Genomic DNA, 23,839 nt, shown 5'->3' with positions numbered 1-23,839 from the left:
TTCATCATCAGGCGATGATTTTGGTTTTCTTTGCATTCTCTGTCGACTTCTTGATAATGCCGCTCAGTGGCCGCTTGAGGACCAGCGCGACGAACAGGCTGAGACCGATAAAGCCAAGCAGCGCTAAAATATCCCGCCAAGCTGTCTCCCACCAAATCCCCCCGACCGCCTCTCGCAGCAAGCTGATCGCATACGTGAAGGGCATGAACGGATTGAGCATCTGGAAAAAGGGCGCGGTCATACTGATTGGAAACGTGCCGCCCGAGCTGGAGAACTGGAACACCATGAAGATGATCGCGATTCCTTTGCCCACATTGCCGAACACCGACAGCAGCGTATAGGTAATCGTAACAAACACCGCGCTCACCAGCATGGCGAAGAGCACAAACGGGAGCTTGTCCGCTACAAAGGCGTCCAGAATCCACATGTCTCCAAGCGTGACGCTGATCGCTTGAAGCTGCCCAATCGTCAGGAACGTTCCCAGCCTGCCCAGATAAAGCTGGTACGGCTTGTAGCGCCCCTCCGGATTGTCCGCTTCTGCCTTCAGCAGAGAGATCAGCAACGTAGCTCCCACCCACAAGGACAGAACCCCGTAAAAGGGCGACATGGCAGAACCGTAATTGGGGATCGGATACAGCCGGTTCTCTTTGATCTGGACCGGGCTTGCCAAAAACTCGCTTTCCTTCTGGATATCGCCGCGCAACAGCTTCGCGAGGGCGGCAAAGTTATTGTTCGCCTCCACTTCGCGCAGCTTGTCTGCGGCCTGACTCACCGCCCGCTCAAGCTGCGGCAAATCGTCCCGTACCAACGATGCGACCCGATGTACGCCCGATTCCAGTTCAGGAAGCCTCACTCGTACGAAGTCGGCTAATTGAGACAGCTCCTGTTCCGCTCTCGGCAGGTCGTTCTGGATGAAGGCTGCTGCCTGATCCAGCTTTTTGCCGATGGTCGGGAGATTTTCCTGGATCAGCGGGACCGCGATATTTACCACACGTTCAAACTCATCCGCCTTTTGCTGCAGATCCACGGCTGCCTCATGCACCCTCGCTCGAATCTGCGGCAACTGCTCCGTGATTCGCTGCAATTCCGTCTGACCGAATTCCAACCCCTGCTTCACATCCGCCAGTATCCCATCGATGGCGGTGAGACGTGCTTGTACTGCCTCGATTTTTTCAGTGGCGACATCGGAAATATCAATCAGCCTCGCAATGCCGTCCTCCAATTTGGGCAAAATCTCGCTGTCATAGCGCGAGAGAATATCGCCCAGCACGCTGCTCGTCTCCTGAGACAGCTTGTGCAAGCGCTCCACGACATCCCGCGCTGGCGTTTTTCCATTCTCCAAAGCCTTGACAACGATGTCCAATAGCTGGACCTTTTGGTGGATGGAGTCCGTACGGGCTTGGAGCCGCTCGATCAATCCGTTTAGCGGCTGTCCGGGAAGATAGGCGTTGATTTTCTCCAAGAGCGATGAAGTGTGTTCAAGGATCCGGCCCGCGCCAGCCAACCGATCTCTCAATGCGGCTGCCTCCTCTGCTGTTGGCAAAAGGGCAGGATCCACCTGGAGCAGTCTCTCCGTCAGCTTTGTCGTCGCATCCGCAGCTTGCTGTACCAGCGTCAGATTTTGCTTGACCAACGGACCGATCAGTTGGAACGCTGCTTCATTCTGCGTCAGGAATGCGTTTATCCGCTCAGCAATGGAAGCACCCTTGTCTGCCAAATCCTCTACGCGCGGTATCGCTGCCTGAGCAGCCTCTACGATCCCGATCGCCCGTCCTGCTATATCCGTCGCATGCTCGATCGTTCCCGCGACCTTGTCGAAGTTCTGATCCAGCTCCTGGACGCGGGCTACCGCGTGCTGTATAGCAGGGAGTCGATCCTGAATCTCCCCGACCCGCGAGAGCGTATCACTGATCTGCGGCCAATGCTTCTGCAATGTCAAAATCGACTCTGCCGCCTGATTGATCTGCGGGATTTTTTTCTCCACTTCGAGGATGACTTGCGCTTTTTCGTGAATTGCAGGGAGCTTTTGTTCCAGCTCCAGCACCTTTTGCCCTGCTGCATGAATCTCAGGGAGCCTGCTTTCCAACTCAAAAATCCCGGCCTCGATCTTGCGAATGGTCGGAAGCTGCTCCTCGATCTTGATCCCGACTTCTGTCAGCTTGGTCAGCAAGGCCTCGCTGACCGCCTCCGTGAAATTTTCGTTGATTTGCTTGGCAAGCGTGGAGACGCCCGAAGAGGTGATTTTCGGCGCAATCGCATTTACCTTTTCGTTGACGCTGTAGACCACCTCGGGTCGGTCCAGCCGTCCGTCGATAATGCCTGTCATTTTGGAAGAAAAGTCAGCCGGAATCAAAATACTGGCGTAGTACTCTCCCCTCTGCAAGCCTCTATTTGCCTCTTCTCGATCCACAAACGTCCAACCGAGCTTGTGATTGTTTTGCAGGTTATGGATCAGCTCATCACCGATATTGATCGTTTTATCGCCGATCGTCGTCCCCTCGTCCTCGCTTATTACCGCGACCATGACGCCTTCTGTGTTCGCATAAGGATCCCAGACGGATTTGATATTCACCCAAGCGTAGAGCGAGGGAAGAATACAGATCGCGACAATCAGAAAGATGCCCGTCGGCACTTTGAAAATGTTGAGCCAGTCTGTTTTGTAAATTTGCCATATTGAACGCATCTATAAACCACCCAGTATTCTGTCGTGAAATCGCTTCTTGTTCACAGACAGTTTACCACAGGAGAAAAAAATCCGGAAAGAAAGCCGCCTTTTTGCTATCTCAGCATCTGCTTTACCAGTTCCCTGTTGCGCTCTTTGAACAACTCATTATGCGAGGAAACCATTCCGCTTTTGCCGGCATCCGGCTGGATGAATTGTTTGGCCTTGTTCACAGCGTTCGCTGCATCCTGGAAGGCCCCGGCGATCAAATTCAATTTCCCCTCATGCCGCAAAATATCGCCTGCCGCATACAGTCCCGGAATGGAGGACTCGCTATTGGCGTTGCCTGCTATGTAATACTGGTCCGCAATCTTGATGGGCAGCTTGCTATTTTGCAACAAAGACGTATCGCGCTCGTAGCCGTGGCTGATAATCACCTCATCGACAGGCAGATGGGAGACCTCTCCCGTGTCCAGATGGGTCAGCTCGACCCGGTCAATGATTTCATGATTATCACTCGCGATCAGCTTTGTAATCGTCGTTTGGAAAAAGCATGCAACAGAGCTGTTCAAGACCTGCGATGCCTGCGCTTCGTGGCCGGCAAACGTCTCTTTGCGATAAGTCAGATACACCTGTTTGGCGATCGGCTCCAGCTCGGCTGCCCAATCCAGGGCAGCATTCCCGCCGCCTGAGATGAGAATCGTCTTGTCTTTGAAGGGGCGGAAGGATTTCACTGTGTAATGCAGGTTGGAAATCTCAAACCTTTCCGCTCCATCAATTTCCAGCTTTTGCGGCTTCAAGATCCCGCTGCCAATCGCAACAATGACCGTTTTTGAAAAATGCTTGCGCCCCGAAGCGGTCTCCAATTCAAAAATCCCCTCTTCGTTGCGGTGAATCACTTCTACCTTTTCATTCAACACCACTTCCGGACCAAACGTTAGTCCCTGCTCGACAAGCTGCTCGATTAATTTTGCTCCGGGTACGGGTGTCAGTCCCCCCACATCCCAAATCATTTTTTCCGGATAGACATGGATTTTGCCACCCAGCTGGGGCTGGAACTCGATCAATTTGGTTTTCATTTCGCGAAGCCCGCTATAAAAGGCCGAATAGAGTCCTGCCGGCCCTCCTCCAATCACTGTCACATCAAAAAGCTCCTGCTGATCCATCCACGATCACTCCTTCACGCCCTTTGGAAAACCTGTTGACAAAAAAAGGCGGATGTCTTTATATTGTTTACAATACCGAAATTGATAATCATTATCAACGTTTATTTTGTTGTGCATACCATTTCATGGAGGTCAAATCATGGTTCGTCTTTACACGAGCGACTTGCGCATCGGCTATGGAGAGCGTCTGATTGTGAAGGATCTCAGCCTGAAAATTCCCGATCAAAAAATCACCGCGATCATTGGCTCGAACGGCTGCGGAAAGTCAACGCTGCTGAAGGCCATCACCCGGATCATTCCGCATCAATCAGGAGCAGTCATTTTGGACGGTGAGCCAATTGCCAAGGAAAACACGAAGGAGCTCGCCAAAAAGCTGGCGATTCTTCCGCAAACACCCGAGGGCGCAAGCGGCCTGACAGTGGGAGAGTTGGTCTCCTACGGCAGGTTTCCCTATCAAAAAGGCTTGGGACGTTTGACAAAACGGGATGTCGAGGTGATTGACTGGGCCCTGGAGGTCACAGGGACCAAAGCGTTTATGCATCGGCCTGTGGATGCCTTGTCCGGCGGTCAGCGACAACGGGTGTGGATCGCCATGGCACTGGCTCAGGATACCGAGATGATCTTTCTGGACGAACCGACCACCTATCTGGACCTGGCTCACCAGCTTGAAGTCCTCGAGCTTTTGCACAGGCTGAATGTGGAGCAGAGGCGCACGATCATCATGGTGCTCCATGATTTGAATCAGGCTGCCCGTTTTGCCGACTACATGATCGCCCTCAGAGACGGACAAATCGTCAAAGCCGGCGATTGCGAAGAAGTCATGCAGCCTGACGTGCTGAAAAAGGTATTTCAAATCGATGCCCAAATCGGCCGCGATCCGCGGACCAAAAAACCGGTCTGCCTAACCTACGATCTGATAAAAGGAGAAGCAAAATGAAGAACATCTGGACTCCCCTCATGCTTGTGCTAGTCCTGCTGCTCAGTGCCTGCAGCAGCCAATCTGCCGAAAATGCAGAACCTACACCCGCCGACCAGTCGCAGGCCAATACGATCACTTACCAGTCTGAAGAGGGACCTGTCGAGGTTCCTGCCGATCCCAAACGAGTTGTCGTCCTCTCCAGCTTCACCGGAAACGTCTTGGCCTTGCACGTTCCGCTGGTCGGCGTCGACTCCTGGTCCAAAATGAATCCGAATTTCCACGAGCCGTTACAAGACGTGGAGGAAGTATCCGATGAGAGCCTGGAAAAAATCATCGAATTGAATCCCGACCTGATCATCGGGCTGTCCACGGTCAAAAATCTGGACAAATTGAAACAAATCGCACCAACAGTCACTTTTACATACGGAAAAGTAGACTACTTGACGCAGCATCTGGAGATTGGAAAGCTGTTGAACAAGGAAAAAGAGGCGCAGGCCTGGATCGATGATTTCAAAAAGCGAGCTCAGAAAGCCGGAGAAGAGATAAAGGCCAAAATTGGCGAGGACGCTACTGTGTCTGTCATCGAAAACTTCAACAAACAGCTCTACGTCTACGGCGATAACTGGGGACGCGGAACTGAAATTCTCTATCAAGAGATGAAGCTGAACATGCCGGAGAAGGTAAAGCAGCTGGCGCTAAAGGACGGTTATTATGCCCTGTCCCTTGAGGTGCTTCCCGAATTTGCGGGCGATTATCTGATCTTCAGCAAAAACAAAGAGACAGACAATTCGTTTCAGGAAACAGCTGCGTATCAAAGCATTCCTGCCGTCAAAAACAATCGCGTCTTAGAAGCCAATGCCCAGGAGTTCTACTTCAACGATCCGTTGACCTTGGAGCTGCAGCTCGATTTCTTTCTCAAACACTTTTTAGGGAACTGAGTGACATGGAAAAAACGTTTCGGCATTCCATTCCATTCGTCTATAAACTGCTTGCGGGATTCCTGTTCTTTCTGGTGATGTTCGTGATCGCCATGCTTTTCGGAGCAGCCGACACGACGCTGCGTGACGTGTGGCTGGCCGTCTCATCGCAGGCTGCGGAGGAGAAAATCTCCCTCATCCGGGACCTCCGCTTGCCTCGTGAAATTGCTGCGATCTTCGTGGGCGCTGCCCTTGCCATCGCCGGCGCCATCATGCAAGGGATGACGAGAAACCCGCTCGCCGATCCGGGACTGCTCGGACTGACAGCCGGGGCACATGCAGCATTGGCCATCTCCATGACATTTGTCCCCTCTGCCAGTTCTTTCGGCTTGATGCTGGCATGCATGGTCGGTGCAGCTGCAGGTGCATTGCTGGTATTCGGGATCAGTGCAGGAAAAAAGGGCGGATTTTCCTCGCTGCGCATCGTCCTGGCTGGTGTAGCCGTGTCCTCGTTGCTTTATGCGATCGCAGAGGGCGTAGGGCTAGCCTTCAAGATCTCCAAGGATGTATCCATGTGGACGGCTGGCGGGCTGATCGGCACGTCGTGGAGCCAGCTTCAAGTCATTGTCCCTTGCATCACGCTCGGCATCCTGCTCTCCCTGCTGTTGTCCAAACAGCTGACGATTCTCAGTCTGAGCGAGGAGGTAGCAGTCGGATTGGGGCAAAAAACCACCAGAATCAAAATCCTGCTCTTTTTCGTCATCATCATGCTGACAGGCGCTTCTGTGGCATTGATCGGAAACATGACGTTCATTGGCCTGATGGTTCCACACATCGTCCGTACTTTGGTCGGCACCGATTACCGCTCGATTCTTCCGATGTCTGCCCTGGTCGGAGCCTCGTTCATGCTGATTGCTGATACTCTGGGCCGAACCGTGAACGCTCCGTATGAAACCCCAGTAGCAGCGATCATCGCGGTAATGGGCCTGCCTTTCTTCCTTTTTGTCGTACGGAAAGGAGGGTCTGCACTCTCATGATCCAACCCGCTGTCATACGAAAACAACGGATGATTATTTTGCTTTTGCTTCTCTTGACTGCCGTCACGATTGGGATCGGCATGGGACTCGGATACTCCTCTGTTTCCTATGACAGACTGATCCCTGTGCTTCTTGGTCAAGGGACCTTTAAAGAGGAGTTTGTCCTCTTCTCGCTCCGTCTGCCCCGCATGCTCATTACTTTGCTGGCGGGTATGGCCCTTGCCTTGTCAGGCGCCATCCTGCAAGGAATCACAAGAAATGCGTTGGCAGACCCAGGCATTGTGGGGATTAATGCCGGGGCAGGCGTAGCCATTGCGCTGTTCTTTCTGTTTTTCCCTGTACAAGCGGGATTGTTTATCTACGCGCTCCCGCTTGTCGCGTTTCTCGGCGCGCTTCTGACAGCATGTCTGATTTACCTGTTTTCCTACAGCAAAAAGACCGGACTGCAACCGAACCGCTTAATCCTTACAGGGGTCGGCTTTTCCATGGCATTATCCGGGTTGATGATTGTTCTGATCTCCTCTGCGGAGCGATCCAAGGTAGACTTTATCGCCAAGTGGCTCGCAGGGAATATCTGGGGATCGGACTGGCCATTTCTATGGGCTCTTCTGCCTTGGCTCGTGATCCTGGTTCCGTTTGCACTGTATAAAGCACATGCTTTGAACCTCCTGACCCTTCACGAATCCGTCGCGATCGGCATCGGGGTCTCCGTCGAGAAGGAGCGTGTCATTCTCTTGGTAACGGCCGTTGCCCTGGCCGCATCAGCCGTCTCTGTCACAGGAGGGGTCGCTTTCATCGGTCTCATGGCTCCTCATATCGCCAAAGCCTTGATAGGACCGCGAAATCAATTGTTGCTACCGGTAGCCTTGCTGATCGGCGGATGGCTTCTCCTGTTTGCAGATACGGCAGGACGGCAATTGGTCGAGCCGGATGGCATTCCGGCGGGAATCATGGTAGCGCTTATTGGAGCACCTTATTTTATCAAGCTTCTTTTGCAAAGCAAGTAAGGCTCGGTATTCAAGATTAACGTGGAAGATCACCCGTGGCCTTTTAATTGGCGGTCCACCAGCTGTAGCGGCGGGGAGGAAAAAGGGGAAAACGCTTCAGGTGGGTTGGGATCTTCACTGAGGGCTGGCTCTGGCCGTCTCCACTCCAAAGACGGAACCGCGGCCAAAAGCAGCCGTTTCGATGAAGCGATTCAGGGTTGGCCGCTGAAACCGTGTTCCGCCTTTTCCGTTGCACCTGTGTCAAGATCCCAAATACCTTCGCTGGTTTTCCCCTTTTTCCTCGACTAGCTTTGCCTGGTCCCCCCACCTTTTGCAGGCTTCTCATGGAGTATCTTCAGCTTCGGAGGGCATCCGAAATTTACCATCCCCAGCCTGACAAAAAAGCAGCCTTCGATCCAAGTGTCGAATGGCTGCTTTTGTTCTCAATAACCGCTCCGTTATTGAGCGTAATCCCCTGTGTAATTGATCAGCGAAACATCGCTTACGCCTTCCAGCTCGCTAATCGTCTGCACGAACGCAGTATTGTCATCCCGCAGCATCACTTCTACGGTAACCTCGGTAAAGCCCTTGCGCACGGTCTTTGACTTCAATTTGCTGTTCAGCTTGCGCAGCTCTACCCGCAGAGCGTCTGTCGCTTCCTCCGTATGGCGAATGATCATGAGGTAGGCTTGCTCCGTCACCTTGCGCTTGGACATCCAGATGATCACCAAGCCGATCACGAGAGATCCCCCGAGAGCCAGCGGATACATCTTCGCCCCGCTGGCAATCCCTGCAGTCAGGGACCAAAACATATAGACGATGTCCAACGGGTCCTTAACAGCCGTCCGAAAACGCACGATACTGAGGGCGCCTACCATCCCCAAGGACAGGACGATGTTGGTGCTGATCGTCATAATGATCAACGCCGTCAGCATCGACATCAGCACAAACGACACATTGTAATTGTAACTGTAGACGACACCTCGAAATGTTTTTCGATAGATCCAGTAAATAAACATCCCGATTGCAAACGAGCATAGCAACCCCAGAATCATATCGATATACGACACGCTGCGAAAAGCCTCCAAATGGAGAATGCTTTTCTTGATAATATCCTGAAAACTTAATACTTCATCCATAGCTGCACCTGCCCGACTATTCTTTAAAATGCTTTACATTGACTTCTCTGCAAATGACGTACTTCGATATCGAAGAGCGATGTTGGCTCTGTGGTTGAATCAGGTTGCGGATCAAGTCCGGAAGAAAAGAATCGAACTTTACTTCCATGATCGTCTGCGGAACAGCAATCGCCTCTTCCAGCACCAGATTGGGATCGAACAGATCAAAGGAATTGACGCCGGCAGACAGCTTCTTATCGAACGTAATGCGCACATTGCCGTACTCATAGACATAAGCCTCGCGCCAGTACTCGACGATCGCTGTAGGACGGAAAGCTCGATGCGCCAAGGCAAGATAAAAATCACGCAGCAGCGCAGAATCCTTTTTCTGCAGGAATTCGTAGTCTCCTACCCGGAGCAGATCGTACTCCTCCCGATTGATCCGGAACGACTCCTTGAATACATAGTCTCCTCGCTTTTTCTTGCGCTCGACGGCGATGACATCATCCTTGCCGTTGTAGATCCGGATGCGATATTTTTCCCGGTTGAATATCCCGTTGTTTTTGTCATGCAAGGCATGGTCATGTGGGCCATCGAAGTACAGACTCCGAATGCAGTAACCATCCAAATTGATTGAGTTCGGGTCCATCATAAGCATGGCCGATGCCCGATGCCGCAGCGATTGGTAATCATGGATATGCAAGTAGTACTTATGCTCGGTCCGGAATGTTTGACGACTCTTTGTCAACTACTCCACCTCAAATTCTCTCATCCCGAAAAAGTAGTTTTCATCGCTGTCCAGGTAGTAATCAAATGAATTCTGCTGATTTCCGCTGCTGTCAGTGACTACAACCTTCCAATAATAAGTCCCGGGAGGAAGAGCGGGGATCTCCCATCTATTTTCCTTGAGTCCGTTCTTGCTGGCCACGACTTGCGTAAATTGCGGATTCTTGGATACCGCTACATCATACAAAAGGTCGTCTCCCTGAAAATCGAACGAGATGTCCCATACAAACTTCATCAGACCATCCTCTTCCTCGACCTCTCCCTGGTAAAAGGGCCGTGGCTTCTCGAGGTCCTCCAAGAATCGTTGCAGCCCGCGTTCAGGAGTCTCCGCGATTTTTTGCAGCTCTTTCTTGAAGTCTGTGTTGAGTCCCGGCAAATAACCGATGTCAGGGTTCCGGAATAAAAACGGCTCAACTACCGGACCATACTTGTCCAGCTGTTGCGCAACCCGATCCTTGTTAATGATCGCAGAGAGTTCATCCAGCTTTTCCTTCAACTGCTCGATATGTTCCTCGTGGCGGAAATATCGGTTATGCAGAACCGATCCCCAATAGTTGCTGATTCCGTTTTGGTAGGGTTGCAGGCTGCCCTTTTTACGCTGCAGCTCCCAACCGCCGTCATAGTCCCACGGGAGAAAGTACCACTTCTCTGAATTAAGCGGTGAATACAGGTAGAAGTTGTTGGCGTCTGTATCCATGTTGTCCATCAAAATATTGGCAGCGGTCCAGGTCAGGAAGTTGTCGAGATCGAAGTGTTTCTCAATCACCTGTTCAATCGGGATCGTTCTGTTGTTGACATCCTCCAGCATGCGGATGAGCTTGTCGTGTTCCTCGCGCCCTTTGATCTCCAGGATCTTCTCGAAGGCTTCCCGATCGTACTCCGGATCGTCATGCGACTTGATATTGTCCGGGTAACGTTCAAATTCAAAGAAGGCGACTTTGTACAGATTCCCATTCGGATCCAGCATATGAGATTGCAAAAAGCGCTTGTTGGGCTGCTCTACATGCGTGTACAAGCCGTAATCCACAAAGGGGGCTTGCTTGTTCCCGGTCGACAAGTCCTTTACGTACATCCGCACAAACTGCGTTCTCAGGCTTGTCATATTGGGAATTTCTTCGAAGAGATCAAAGCTCAGCTTATTTCTCACCCTGGACGGATCCAGCATATGCTTGTTTAGATTGAACGTCCGTTGATCCAGCCACAAGCCTGCCTCCGAATTCAATTTGATTCGATAGGATTTCTGTGCGGTATGCCATGCCGTATTTCCTCGCAGGGTAATCGTCGCATTCGGCTGGTCTGATCCGTAGCCGAACATCCCTGGAGCCGGTCCTTTGCCGTCCGCTTGGCCTTCCTGCATGATGATCTCCAGCTTGCCTTTTTCCATGCGATCCGGGAGGCGGTTGAGACCGTACCAGTCAAGCGGTTTGTCTGCATTTGCCTTATCCGGCAAAATCGTCACGTATATCGTTTTTAGAGAATCATCCTGGTCCCGCTCGTAGATCCTTTTATCCTCTGACAGTCTGGAAGAGGAGGATTCCTCTTGTATCTGTATGACTTCCTCGGCTTGCCCCTCCTGGCCTGAAGCGTTCCCCGCATCCTTTGCTGCCGTGCATCCAGACAGTACCAGACTGATCAGCAGCAGGGCGGAAACGGTCGTCTTCGGCTTGGGAAAAAAGGACTTGGTACGAGCCGGCTGGTTCGCGTTGATCGGCTGCGAGCAGAATGTGAAGTAGTCAATGTTGCGCAATACATACCGCAGGCGGGCAATCACGATGGCCAAAGCAAGGAAGGAGGCGAGGAACATCCCAAGCCCGTCATACTCAAGCGTCATCATCCAATAGGTAAACCCGATATTCAACAGGACAAACAGCGCCCCGATCAGCAGAACGCCTTTTCGATCGTCAAAATACATCAGGATATGGCTGAGCACAAACATGATGATAAACAGGAAGTAAGCTAGCGCCAGCAGGATAAATACGTCCAGCTGTGCCATCGTAAAACCGATTGTGGGAAGAAATTTGATGCCCAGCGCGATCGCCAGAACGGTAAAAAGCAGTTGAACTTCCATCAGAAAGCTTATCTCCCGGATGAGTGTTTTTTGCATGGCTGCCTTTGCCCCCTTGATATCCGTAACCGTCCCTCCGTTCAGGATGTTCAAATAATAGATGCGAAACTTTTCATAGAAAGAGGTTTCCACCGAAACGACGAACGTGACAAGCGTTGGCATCACACTGATGAACGCGTAAAACACAGGCAAATCATAGAATGGCATGACCAGAAAGCGATCGGCTACCTCTACGCCTTTGGGTCCTAGCCAGTACACAAAGTTATGCAAATACACCCCGGAATAAATGAAGCATCCTGCAAAAAACAGCGAGCTGTACTTGCGGAAATAGGTTAGAAAATGGAAAAAGGTTTCGGCTTTTCCCTTGGGAAACCGTTGTTCGAAGTGATGAAAGGACAGCACAGCAATGATGAAAAATCCGATATCGATCCCCAGAAGCGCCGCTGACGTCGCTTGCAGCCCGGTGATTTGGAACAACAGCCAGCCGCTGATCAACGCTGCTACTACCCCGATTATGAAGCTCTTGACAATGCGGATATAATCCTTCAACGCGGAGAGATACACGCCCTGAATCCAGATGACGATCAATTCCATGAAAAACAAGTAGGCGGCAATCTTATAATCCAGCCCGGCAGAAACATCCTTCACGAACCATCCTGCGAGAACGGCTCCAATCGGTAGAATCAGAATCAAAGCACCGTAATAGGACGACATCAAGCGATCATACTTTTTCTCGTAGATCATGTCGGCTACATACCGGGTGAGCACCATGGAAATGCCGCTGGTAAAAATGATGGAAAAAACAAAGCAATACGATACGGTTGCAATGTACAATTCCCATTCAATATAGCTGCTGTTGGCAGACGACATGATTCGTTGCAGAGCAATAATCAGAACCATGCACAGGATCATGGGACCGACCGTCGTCAATGAGGAGTAGGCATACGCTTTGACGTTATTGATCAGCCCTTGATCACGAAACAATTTTCTCAGCTCGAAGCCAATCCCTGCCATTTTTCCTCACCCCCCAACGATTCATATAAAGTACGGTAGCCAGCAATGACATCCTCCTGGCGGTAAAATCTCCGCACACGCGAAAATGCATTGCGCCCCATCTCTTCCCGCAGCTCGCGGTCACGACAAAGCTGTATGACGGCCTGGGCTATCTGTTCATAGTGCATGACCGGTGCAATCAAGCCAGCATGGCCGATGCCGTCATTCAATCCGTAGAGCAGCTCCTTGCAGCTTCCTACGTTTGTCGCGACGAAAGGCTTGGAGCTGGCCATTCCTTCGAGAATCGCCAGCGGCTGCCCCTCGCTAATGCTGGTCAGCACAAGCATGTCCATTTTTCCCAAGTAATCTTTTACCCGTACTGACCCGGTAAACGTCACGTCTGTCAGTTCCAGCGCAGCAGCCAGCTGCAGGCATTCCTCGTAATACTCCTCATCTTCTTCATAAGGTCCCATAATCGTAAATTCCGCTTGAGGAACCTCGCGTTTGATCACCGCAAAACTCTGCAGCATGGTTTTGATATCCTTGATCGGCACGACGCGCACCACTGCTCCGATTCGTATGATGGAATCCTCTGGCGCCGTCGGCAAATAACGATAGTCGTCGATATCCACGCCATTGGGAATAATCTTGATCTTGGATTCTTCGCAGCCCAGCTCGACTTGAATCTCCTTGTTGTGGTGGAACAAGGTCGTTACTTGATCTGCTGCCTGATACGCGCAAGTTGACAGGCGGTAGAAATATTGAATCCAGAGGTCTTTGAAGTATCCTTTGACCCATTCTGCCTTGATAATCTCCTCTTCCCGCTCCCGCGTATAGATGCCATGCTCCGTCAATAAGAAGGGACTGCCGTGAACATGCTTGGCCAACGCCCCAACAACACCTGCATAGCCGGTAGATACGCTATGGTAGAGATCCGCCCTGGGAATTTCGTTCCGAATGGCAAGAAACAGCGGCAAAATCATCGAGCGAACCGTCCAGAACATCTCCGTGAACGGTACGAGTGAATATTGCTTCTGGCATAAATCGTCCAACAGATCAAAATAATCCTTGCTGGAGAGGAAATCAGCCGCATTGCGAAAGCTGCCGTTTCTTAGAAAATCAAACAGTCGATTCCAATGTACCTCGCCTTCCAAACCGAGCAGCATTTGTATATTTTCTTTTTGCTCAGGGGGAATGCGGAAATGTTTGCCCCACTTCCCCTCCTCATTCAAGTACTCATCGAGAAAAGTCTCTTTTACCTCGACGATATTGGGAGGGATCTCGTATTTGAATTGACCCCTTTGCTTGCTTTGGGCCCCGATGGCATAAATCACGAATTCATGCTGGGGCATCTGAAGGACCAGGTTATGAATCCAGCTGGACACGCCACCCGTGACATAAGGATACGAACCTTCGGCAATGATACAGATCCTCATAGACTCATCCCCCTAAACCTATCGAGAATGTCGAGCCTGTCACCGTAACCAGGTAGACATTCTCATCTATTTTCTGAACCGTGCAGTTCTCTTGTACAGCAATTTTCCGTTCTGTCCTCAACACATAGTAGAGCGGTTGCTTGTATTGATCCACTACTCCCTTGATGCGCTGGGGCTCTTTCGTCACGCTTACTTTTGTCTGAAGGACGTTGACCATATCAAATCCTGCTTCTGTAGAAGTGATGTCCCGCATCCATGGGTAAGTGCGGTGCAAACGTTCCAGATAATCTGAAAAATCCTGGTACAGCTTTTCCCACGTCTGGTCCCGGCCTCTGGCATGATCGAGCAAATCGTCCGGATGCAGGAAGTGGGAGAATACGCCGACAGAAGTAATCGTATTGGCTTCCAGCCATCTGGTATATGGCGTTTCAAAATATCCCGAGGTCACCCGCGGCATTTCGATAATCCCATCCTTGGACAGCTCGAATTCCTGTACGTACGCCCGCCCCTCGTAGTCCGTATCGTACAAGGAGGCAATGACAGACATCTCCGGCCAGGCCTTTTTCAGGGCTTCCCGTCCGTCCTCTCTGCCCAGTACATTGGAGGGAGGCACATAGGACATCGGAGTAAAATTCGGGAATGCCGTTTTAAGATACCGATTCACTTCCTTGATCGATTCCTCCATATCTTCCTGACTGTTCCAGATCTGATAGCCTAGATAATCCGCAATCGCCTTGTTGGTCTGCAGGGATTGATGATTATAGCCGTGTATGGCGATCTCTCCGCCACTCTTGACGACTTCACGCCCATAGGAAACCAGCTGATGCCATTCCTGGTCGACCGGGTCCCGGAACGGAGGATTGACCTCATCGTTATAGGATTGAATGACTGCAGCCGTATATTTGACATTGTATAGGCGAGCTGCCTTCAGCATATCCGGCCACCATATGTCCTGGAAAAAGGTGGGCAGCTCCATCCCATACTGCTGATAGATGGCTGGATGGATGCCTTTGGCGATCGGTGAAGGAAAGTCATCGATGTAAAAGATTTTCGAGTTGAAGATCGGATAGAGAAAGTCGGGCTGCATCATGCTTACTCCTCCGACGACCAAGCCTCTGCTGTTTTTCAAATGCAGCTTGTCCCCGTTGTAGACGATGAAGCTCCCAGCGCCGTATTGGCGTTTCCACATCAGCGGGATCCCATCCTCACTCTCGATCAGTTTCGTGGACTCGGCATCCAGCTCTACCGGATTGGAGACGTTGGAAACGATCTCTTCCCCTACCTCCAGCCCCTTCTCTGCAATGAGTACGTTCGATAGGAGACGAACGCCTTTGGAGAGAACGGGATATTCAAACTCGATAATCCCCAATTTGCGATACATCTGATGAAAGCGATCCCCGATGACTGGCGTGGTCATGAGAAAAGCCGCTCCGCCGTGATGGACGAACTCCTCCAGACCAGCCCCGCTCTCCAACGCGTCAAGCTCGCCAGTGGCAAGCAAAACTGCTGTGCATGCTTTATAGTCAATGACATCCGTATTCAAATCAACTTCTTGGACCTGGCGCTTCAGATAGGACAGGGTGCGCGCTGTATTTTCCTTCAATTCCACACTCGGTGGGTCATCGCCCAAGTAGGCAAGGCAAAACAGCTCGTCCGTCATGACTCCGGCTGCTTGTGAATCCGGGGCAGCAGCACGCGCCATGATGGCTGCGCGTTCCTTCAGATGCTCATCGTTATGCTTGAATTGCAGCACGAGCTGCGACCTGGCGACTTGTATCAAAACAGCAAGGCCCAGAATCGTGAGCATAATCAAATACACATTTCTTCGAAAACCAACTTCCTTTTGCATTTTAAGCTCCCTCCGACCAGAATCGGACGAGTGTCAATGCGTGATTGGACAGTCTCAACGGCGTCTGTTTCAGTCTGTTTAGCGTTTCATAAAGCTTGTCCTCTGATTTCATCGCAAAATATACCTTCATCAAGCACAAATACGCTTCTTCACTCAGCGGGTGCTTCTCCAGATATTGCTTGCCGGTCGCTTCTGCCTCTGCGAACATGCCAAGCACGATCTCCACATCCACTTTCTCCTGATAGGCCCACTCGGAGTCTTCCGTAAGCTCCGTCAGCGTTCCCAAGACTTCCAGGTAGGTGTAGCGATGCTTTAACAAAGTACGCTCGTCCAAAAATCCACTGCTCATAAATCCTTTCAATACCTCCGCATACGTCCGAACCAGGTATTCGTCGTCCTTGTCGTTCTCATACCGCACGGACAAATCCTGCAGAGCAAGCATCATTTTGCGCTTCACTTCCATAATGGCACTTACGGCGTAGTGGGAGGTTTCTGTATCCTCGTTGCTGACCGCGCGTTGCAAAATTTCCAGATACTGATTCGCGTCCTGCTTCAGGACATCGATCATCACTCTTCGACGCGTCCGATGCTCATTGATCAACAGCGCGTCTTCGATGGGAATCACGTTCAGCTCCTTCTGTGCTTCGATCCTTGCATAAATACCAACACGTCTAACTTGGTGCTCCTCCTGTTGACGAGTGACATAATCATGAAATTCCTCGTCGGCCTCTTGTAGAAGGCTTTTCGGCCAAAACAGGGGGAACAGCCAGCCAATGACTGGAAAAGCTGTTACCAGCACAAGGCGCAGGAGAAAGTCCTTCCAAGACTTCCGGTAGCGCATGGCCAGCAACACCGCAGACAGCAGCACGTATACCACAAACAAGATTTCCGCCATGCTATGCTACAGCTCCTCTTCCGCTACCTGGAGAGAAATACCCTTCTGGGCAAACCGGTTGAGCACATGATTCGCATCCTCCAGACTGGTGTTGGACAGCAGGACGACGAGATGATGGTCTTCATCCAGACCGATATAGTCCGTCTCGCGCAGCATGCCATCCAGCCTGTCCGACATCTCTGCGAAATGTTGATCTGTTTGCTTCCCTCTCAGGAGCAGGTATGGGGTTTGATTTTGTTCCTTTGCAAGCTGTTTCGACCGTAAAATGACCTGGAATGCTTCTGGCCGCAAAAGCGACGTTCCTTCCACGTAGCGTTGGTTTTCTGTAGCTTCGATAAAGGCAAACGCCTTGGACAAAGCCGACGAGACCAGATCCGTTGTGACCTTGAACAGGTTTTGGTGATACAAGGAAAATGTTTCGAAGGAGAGTCCGTCGATCGCGACAACAGCCGCAATCTGATCACGGTAGTATATGGGCGCACACATCAAGGGAGCTCCTGCTGACAGCTGTTTGTTTACAAACACCTTGCCATCGGCCAGCATCGCTTGGATGTAGTCGTGATCCCCGACCTTCAATGATTTGGGGGCTTGCAGTTCCTGAGCGCTGGAATGAGCCACCAGGCGAAGATAGGTACCGGTTCGATTGACCGTATAAATCGATACAGTGGGTGCGTTCATAATGGATTTCACGACATTTACTGTTGCGTGAAACACTTGCTCCGGCTCCAGGCTTTCCAGCTCTTTTGTAATGGAATAGATCTTTCCGTAGCTGTCCCCCGATTTGAGGATGCGCATTTGAAGCTCTTCTTTTACTTCGCGAACCTCATTGTACAGGTCATGCAAAAATGCATATTTGCCCTCCATCTCCTCGAGCTTCTGCTCCTGATTTTGAATTTGGGCATTCTTGCGGTCGATCGAATAGCCTACCACCAGGCCAATGAAGAGATAGATCGCGATCTGAAAAAAGAAATCCGTATCGTACAACAAGGAGATAAATTCCCTGCCGTCCATCAGCTTCTGGTACAGGAACAACCCGATGGACAAAACGACCGCCAGAATCGATTGGCGATTGCCGTAAAGATTTCCCATGATCGTGATATAAAACAGCTTCACATCAATGGCGCCGTAAGAGCTGTACTGCTGACTCAGTGTCAGCCATGCCGTCAAGGCAAATGCCAGCAGATTCTCGGCGTATGGGATCAGGAACTTGTACGCGTGGCGAGACACGGCCCTCAAAGCTGTAGGCTCGACCGCCGCCGTGGCCGCTGCTTCTGCCTTCGCCCACTCCTGTTCAAAATACCGGTATGTACGCTCGAGGCCCTCCTGAATGGAATACATCGGCGTCCAGTCCAGATCGCGCTTGATCAACGAATTGTCAAGAACGGATCGTTCGATGTCGCCAGGCCTTTTCTCTACACGCTCGACTTGTGGCGCCTTCAATGCCTCTACGATCTCATTGACACGAAGCTCCGTGCCTGTCGAGAGATTGTAGATGCCTGTAAGCGGGGAATAGGATGCTCGGAAAATAGCGTCCGCCACGTCCTCTACATAGATATAGTCCCGTGTCTGGTTGCCCTCCCCGTGAACGTGCAGAGGTTGTCCAGCGATCATGCGGCTGATAAACGTCGCGATAACTCCGCCTTCCCCCCTCGCATCCTGCCTGGGACCATATACATTGGAGAAACGAAACCCGAGTGTCTGTAATCCATACATCTCCTGCCACTTTTTACAGTACGACTCCCCAACCCATTTGCTGATGCCATACGGAGAAATCGGGACGCAAGCATCCGTCTCTTTGATCGGAAGCTCCGTTTTTTCTCCATAGACAGCCGCAGAGGAAGCGTAGATGAATTTGGAGACATGATACTTTTTGGACAAATTGAGCATATTGACGAGGCCCAGCACATTTGATTCCGTGTCATGTATGGGGTTCGTAATCGATGAGGGAACACTGACCTGAGCAGCCATGTGAACGACGGCATCAAATTTATTCGATCTGAATATCTCCTCGCACTTCTCATCCTCTACCGACAACACATACCCTTTATGCTTAAAGTCTATGTTCTTCTTTTGTCCCGTGATGAGATTGTCGATGATGTACACCTCGTGCCCTTCCTTGTGAAACCTGTCAGCTACGTGAGAGCCGATAAAACCGTACCCGCCCGTTACTAGTACTTTCAAACAAAATCACCGCCCGCTTGTCATTTTCACGAAAAAAAATAGATCCTGTCATTTCTCAGCCGCAAACTGCGCGTCATTCGTGCCTGACAGGATGGGATTCTTTTGCTTACATCAGCTAGTGCTTCAGTTACTGCTTAACGTGTACCCTTGCATATCTCCGCTTACCGGCAACTGTGTCGCGCTGTTGTCATCCTTCAGCACGCCAAGAGTAATGCTGTCACCTCGTTGCAGGCCCAGTTCTTTCAATGGAATGGTAATTTCGATGCGTTCGTCTTGTTCATCCCAATAATCGCTGTGAGTCAGTTCTGTTTGCTCATCCCAGGACCAGCTTGATCCCGTCCCGGAATAGCGATAAAGAATGCCGTACTCCAACAAATATTCCGCGCCTCCAGCCGTCCAGTTCGAGGCTTTATAGCCGCTGTCGCTTTGGTTGTCCGTATTGAGATAAATTTGCGTCTTTGTCAGCAGCTCGCTGCCCTCTACCAGAATGTAGAGGAATTTTCGATCATGGGTAACCTTCAAGACCCGTGGAGTAGAATCACTCGTACTCAACGCCTCCACGTTGTCCCAATTCTTCCCGGGCTCCACTGTTGCAGCGGTCTCCTCTTTGATCGAATCGCTCGGCTGAGATGGCACAATGCCATCGTTTACCTCGATCATGCTGCTTTCCTGAGGAAGCTTGTCCGCATGAGAATCCTTCCATACATAACCGATATAGACCGGATCTCCTGACTTGATGCCGAGATCCTCCAGCGGCAAAGAGACCTCTACGACGGTCGATGTCGCGACGAACTTTCCATCCCTTTTATAAGAGCGAACCTTGGTCCAGCTCCAGTCGGTATCCCCTTCTCCGCTATATTGGTACAGGGTTCCATTCTCCAAAAGATAATCGGCTCCGCTGCCATTCCAAAAAGGAGCTTGAAAACCCGTATCCGCATCCTGGTCGGTGTTCAGATAAAGCTGCCCTTTGTCGCCAAGCAGACTCCCGGTTACCAGCACATGCAGCTCGTCGTCGGCGATCACGGACTTGATTTGGCGCACGCGAGATTTGCCCTCGCTCAACACAGGCAGTCTTGTCCAGTAGGAAAAATCCCCGTCTACGAGTATTCCGCCCTCGGAGGGCTCCACGCTTGGCTCTGGCTCGGAAGGCAGCTCGATCAGAGCAGGTTCGTCTTCCACCGGCTGCACCTCGGCATCTGCGAGCAATGCTCCGCTGAATTGCGTCGCGCCGATGTCGACGGCAGTGCCTCTGCTTCTGGCAGTACCGTAAAAATCGAGTACCGCTTCTTTCATATACGCCTCTGTCCCCCGATTTATTGCTGGCGAGCTGCTTGACAGCAATATATCCCGACTGAGATCGGCAAATTGCGGGTCTGCAAATATCGAGTGGCCATCCAAACCCGTCATCTCCTTGTAGGAATCCCAGGTTTTATAAGAGTGGCCATCCCACTTCCATGACCTTCCGTCCTCGCCGTCTGGGCGATAATAGAGGTTGAAATCAATCTCATTGCCTGAGCCGGTTGAGCTGGACTTGTGAATCAGTGCCCGGCCGGGGAGAGCGTATATCAGATTGTTCGCCACGACATTATTGCTGGTGTTCTCCTGAAAGGTGATCTCTCCGTAGCCTTGCTTCAATTGGTCATTTTCGACCAGCGTATTATTGAGGATCAGATTATCTTCAGCGCCGCCATTGCTCTTTTGCGAGCCGCCCATGATAATTCCCGCACCGTCATTATGATGAATATAATTATTCCTCACGACAATATTGCTGGTAGACTTTCTCTTGTTTTCACTTGCCAGCTCGATCCCGAAATCGCTTCGATAAATATGATTGCGCTCAATGATCACATTGGTCGCCCCATCGGCATAGATACCGCCAGCGCTGTTGGAATTGCTGCCATAAGCCGGATTGATGGAAGAATCAATGTGATAGACGGTATTGCCCGAAACGATGCCATTCCTGGCCTGATCCCTGCACGGACTTGAACAGGCGCCATAAAATCCGGCGATATCAATGCCGATGTTATTGTTGTCATGGATCACATTCCCGTCGACTATGAAGCCGTCGATGTTGCCGCTTAACGTCAGCGATTCGCTTGAACCCAGTGTCAGATGATGCACACGATTGCCGCTTATACGGATATTCTTGAGGGGTATGAATGAATTTCCGTAGATATGAATGCCGTGGGCATTTCCACTGCGGGAGCGATTTTCGATGTGGTGCACATCGTTGTTCAGAAGGTGGATATTTGACCCGCCATTTTGAACCCGAATGCCCCCGGGATACTCGGATTCGCTTGAAGAAAAGAGATTGCGTACCTCGAATCCGTCAAACACGATATAATTCGCACTATTGATCTGTACAAGAGCGCTTTGACCACTGCCAATATTCAGTCTGGAGCCGTCTATGACTGGACGTTCCCCCGGATAGGCCTGGAATATTAAGTAACCCTCGGATTCCGATCCAGAGGATGTAATGGTTACGAATTCCTCGTAGATGCCTTCCCTTACCAACACTGTTTCGCCAGCGGTGATCGTGTCCGCCGCCTTTTGGATCGTCCGCCACGGTGCTTCCAGGGTACCGGGATTGCTGTCTTCCCCGTCCAGCGCGACATAGTACACGTTTCCCGGAGCATGAAAGCGCGCAGAAACGTGTATTTCCGAATACGTCGTCACGATCATAAGAGCCATCAAGAGAAGAAAACCCATTTTTACAGTGGGGACGATGAATTGATGCCTATGTTTACCTTGCCACTTCTCCATACCGATGCCTCCCTGACAGCCCCCGACTTTCTACCATATATTGTATTGTAAACTCCGCTGAAACCATAGGCGAAATTTTTCAAGGAACAAAGAGGGTAAAGCTGTGGGATTTCACCCAACAGCACCTGATTCTACTGTCCGGTTCTGAATAAAATCTGAAAGGCAGCGCGCTGGATATGCCTTTGCTTTTGACCTTTTGGAAAAATACACTACTCCGTCACATAGCCTAATGTAAAAATCTTCCCTGGGATGTGTGATCATGTGGAAACCTGATGTGCAGCCTAATTTTCTCGTGATTCTCGTAGACGAGGAACGGTACCCTCCCGTCTACGAAAGCTTGGAAGTACGCGAGTGGAACAAAAAAAATCGTAAGGCCCTGCAGTTTTTGCGCTCTCACGGGTTGGAATTCCATCGGCACTATATCGGGAGCGCAGCCTGCTGCCCAAGTCGCGCTACCCTTTTCACAGGACAATATCCTTCCTTGCACGGTGTTACTCAGACGACTGGAGTTGCAAAAGGTCCGTTCGACTCCGATATGTTTTGGCTGGATCGGAACACCGTTCCTACGATGGGCGACTATTTTCGAGCTGCCGGATACCAGACCTACTATAAAGGCAAATGGCATTTCTCCTATGAAGATGTGATCGTACCCGGTAAACATGCCAGCGTACCGAGCTACGATCCTGTCACCGGCGTACCGGACAGAGAAAAGGTGGAGTTGTATCTGCGAGCGAATCGATTGGAGGGCTACGGATTTTCCGGATGGGTCGGCCCGGAACCGCATGGAAAAAACCCGCGCAATTCCGGTTCCTCCGCAGCCATTGGCCTAAGCGGGCGGGATGTCGTCTTCGCTGCTGAAGTCGTGGAGCTGATCGAAGCGCTCGATAGGCAGAAATACCAGGACCCCGATGCATTGCCCTGGCTTGTCGTTGCATCTTTTGTAAATCCTCACGACATCGTTCTGTATGGCGCGATCACGGCACACCTCCCTGTATTTCGCTTCGAGGTGGAGCCGATGCCCGATGTCCCCCCTCCCCCAACTTTTGACGAATCCTTGCATACGAAACCTCGCTGCCAAGCCAGCTATCGCGATATTTATCCGCGGGCCCTGCAGCCGATTTTCGATCAAGCGTTTTATCGCAAGCTTTACTATCAATTGCAGAAAAATGTCGATCGGGAAATCTGGAAGGTGCTGCAAGCCCTGATTCGCTCTTCCTTTTATGAAAATACAATCGTCCTGTTTACCTCTGATCACGGCGATTTGCTCGGGGCCCATGGAGACCTCCACCAAAAATGGTACTGTGCCTATGAGGAAATGCTCCATGTGCCATTGATCATCCATAACCCTCGACTCTTTTCCCGTCATCAAAACGTCCATGCCTTGACCAGCCATGTGGATCTGTTGCCAACCATGCTCGGACTCGCTCATGCAGATATCCCCTCGCTCCAGAATCAATTACAGAGCACCTTTACCGAGGTCCATCCTTTCGTGGGACGTGATCTGGCGCCTGTCATTCTGGGCAACGACGCGGCGGCCATAGCCGAAGAACCCATTTATTTTATGAGCGACGACGATGTGACTCGTGGCCAGCATCAAATCAACCCTCTGGGACAGCCGTATCCCGCTGTCATCCAGCCCAACCATGTGGAAACCGTCGTCGCCCCCCTGCAGCGAGAGGGCAGACAGGAACTGTGGAAGTTCTCCCGCTACTATGACAACGTCCAGTTTTGGAGCCAGCCGGGCGTGAGCGATGTAGCGTTCGTCCCGATGAAGGGTGGCCGGAACGAAGAGGAGATCTGTTGGGTGGCGCAGTATAAAACACAGCCCGTACCAGACGAATTCGAGCTTTACAATATCACTGATGATCCACTGGAAACCTGCAACCTCGCCAATCCCGCTTACGCTACACCCGATAGTTTTGAAGTTCTGGACTGGATGATGCATCTGCTGGAGGAACAGCGGAAGGAAAAGCGACTGTATCCGGTGCAAGCAGGTCTGGAAGAATGACTTTTACTTTGCGCCTACAAAAAACCACTCCTTTTCTGGGAGTGGTTTTCTTTCGTAT

The 23,839-nt window shown here is 51.1% G+C and carries 15 protein-coding genes; 5 read left to right on the top strand and 10 right to left on the bottom strand.

All coding sequences use genetic code 11. From position 1 onward, the window contains the following. Window positions 1–7: 7 nt before the first annotated feature. Both T458_RS52545 and T458_RS52540 read right to left on the bottom strand, forming a co-directional pair. On the bottom strand, window positions 8–2,683 hold the full coding sequence (locus T458_RS52545; protein ID WP_023559158.1) for a YhgE/Pip domain-containing protein: 2,676 nt from the start codon (window positions 2,681–2,683) through the stop codon (window positions 8–10). A gap of 95 nt (window positions 2,684–2,778) precedes the next feature. After that, window positions 2,779–3,828 (bottom strand): NAD(P)/FAD-dependent oxidoreductase, encoded by a 1,050-nt coding sequence (locus T458_RS52540; protein ID WP_023559157.1) that lies wholly within the window; start codon window positions 3,826–3,828, stop codon window positions 2,779–2,781. Window positions 3,829–3,967: 139 nt separating this feature from the next. On the opposite strand from T458_RS52540, the gene T458_RS52535 reads away from it, so the two are divergent. The 4 genes from T458_RS52535 to T458_RS52520 are packed head-to-tail and all read left to right on the top strand — an operon-like array spanning window position 3,968 to window position 7,708. Continuing rightward, window positions 3,968–4,765 (top strand): ABC transporter ATP-binding protein, encoded by a 798-nt coding sequence (locus T458_RS52535; protein WP_023559156.1) that lies wholly within the window; start codon window positions 3,968–3,970, stop codon window positions 4,763–4,765. Continuing rightward, on the top strand, window positions 4,762–5,685 hold the full coding sequence (locus T458_RS52530; RefSeq protein ID WP_023559155.1) for an iron-hydroxamate ABC transporter substrate-binding protein: 924 nt from the start codon (window positions 4,762–4,764) through the stop codon (window positions 5,683–5,685). Before T458_RS52535 ends, T458_RS52530 begins: the two co-directional genes overlap by 4 nt. 5 nt (window positions 5,686–5,690) lie before the next feature. After that, on the top strand, window positions 5,691–6,701 hold the full coding sequence (locus tag T458_RS52525; RefSeq protein ID WP_023559154.1) for a FecCD family ABC transporter permease: 1,011 nt from the start codon (window positions 5,691–5,693) through the stop codon (window positions 6,699–6,701). Continuing rightward, window positions 6,698–7,708: a FecCD family ABC transporter permease gene (locus tag T458_RS52520; protein WP_023559153.1), complete on the top strand. Its 1,011-nt coding sequence runs from the start codon at window positions 6,698–6,700 to the stop codon at window positions 7,706–7,708. The genes T458_RS52525 and T458_RS52520 overlap by 4 nt, the downstream gene beginning before the upstream one ends. Window positions 7,709–8,145: 437 nt before the next feature. On the opposite strand, the gene T458_RS52515 is transcribed toward T458_RS52520, so the two are convergent. From T458_RS52515 to T458_RS56175, 8 genes are all read right to left on the bottom strand, one after another. Next, entirely contained in the window at window positions 8,146–8,826 is a 681-nt protein-coding gene (locus T458_RS52515) for a DUF4956 domain-containing protein (RefSeq protein ID WP_023559152.1), read from the bottom strand. A gap of 16 nt (window positions 8,827–8,842) precedes the next feature. Beyond that, window positions 8,843–9,553, bottom strand: a complete 711-nt coding sequence (locus tag T458_RS57030; protein WP_031306232.1) for a polyphosphate polymerase domain-containing protein — start codon at window positions 9,551–9,553, stop codon at window positions 8,843–8,845. After that, window positions 9,554–12,670, bottom strand: coding sequence for an exopolysaccharide Pel transporter PelG (pelG, locus tag T458_RS56730; protein ID WP_144083907.1), 3,117 nt, complete (start codon window positions 12,668–12,670; stop codon window positions 9,554–9,556). Then, window positions 12,646–14,085: a GT4 family glycosyltransferase PelF gene (gene pelF, locus T458_RS52510; protein WP_023559151.1), complete on the bottom strand. Its 1,440-nt coding sequence runs from the start codon at window positions 14,083–14,085 to the stop codon at window positions 12,646–12,648. Before pelF ends, pelG begins: the two co-directional genes overlap by 25 nt. A 4-nt stretch (window positions 14,086–14,089) precedes the next feature. Continuing rightward, a complete protein-coding gene (locus T458_RS52505) occupies window positions 14,090–15,934 on the bottom strand; it encodes a DUF2194 domain-containing protein (protein ID WP_023559150.1) in 1,845 nt (614 codons plus the stop codon). 1 nt (window position 15,935) lies between these two features. Then, window positions 15,936–16,829 (bottom strand): tetratricopeptide repeat protein, encoded by an 894-nt coding sequence (locus T458_RS0129450; RefSeq protein WP_031306231.1) that lies wholly within the window; start codon window positions 16,827–16,829, stop codon window positions 15,936–15,938. Window positions 16,830–16,835: 6 nt separating this feature from the next. Beyond that, window positions 16,836–19,010: an NAD-dependent epimerase/dehydratase family protein gene (locus T458_RS0129445; RefSeq protein ID WP_031306230.1), complete on the bottom strand. Its 2,175-nt coding sequence runs from the start codon at window positions 19,008–19,010 to the stop codon at window positions 16,836–16,838. A gap of 123 nt (window positions 19,011–19,133) precedes the next feature. Next, window positions 19,134–21,773, bottom strand: coding sequence for a right-handed parallel beta-helix repeat-containing protein (locus tag T458_RS56175; protein ID WP_023559149.1), 2,640 nt, complete (start codon window positions 21,771–21,773; stop codon window positions 19,134–19,136). A gap of 259 nt (window positions 21,774–22,032) precedes the next feature. Between T458_RS56175 and T458_RS52500 the strand changes: the two genes are divergently transcribed. Further along, the gene (locus T458_RS52500; RefSeq protein ID WP_023559148.1) at window positions 22,033–23,781 is read left to right on the top strand and encodes a sulfatase family protein; all 1,749 of its coding nucleotides are present in this window, start codon (window positions 22,033–22,035) and stop codon (window positions 23,779–23,781) included. The last annotated feature ends 58 nt before the right edge of the window (window positions 23,782–23,839 follow it).

The sequence above is a fragment of the Brevibacillus panacihumi W25 genome (assembly GCF_000503775.1).
Classification (GTDB): Bacteria; Bacillota; Bacilli; order Brevibacillales; family Brevibacillaceae; genus Brevibacillus; species Brevibacillus panacihumi_A.
Note: the sequence above shows the minus strand (reverse complement) of the source record. Positions and strands in the feature narration are given on the sequence as shown.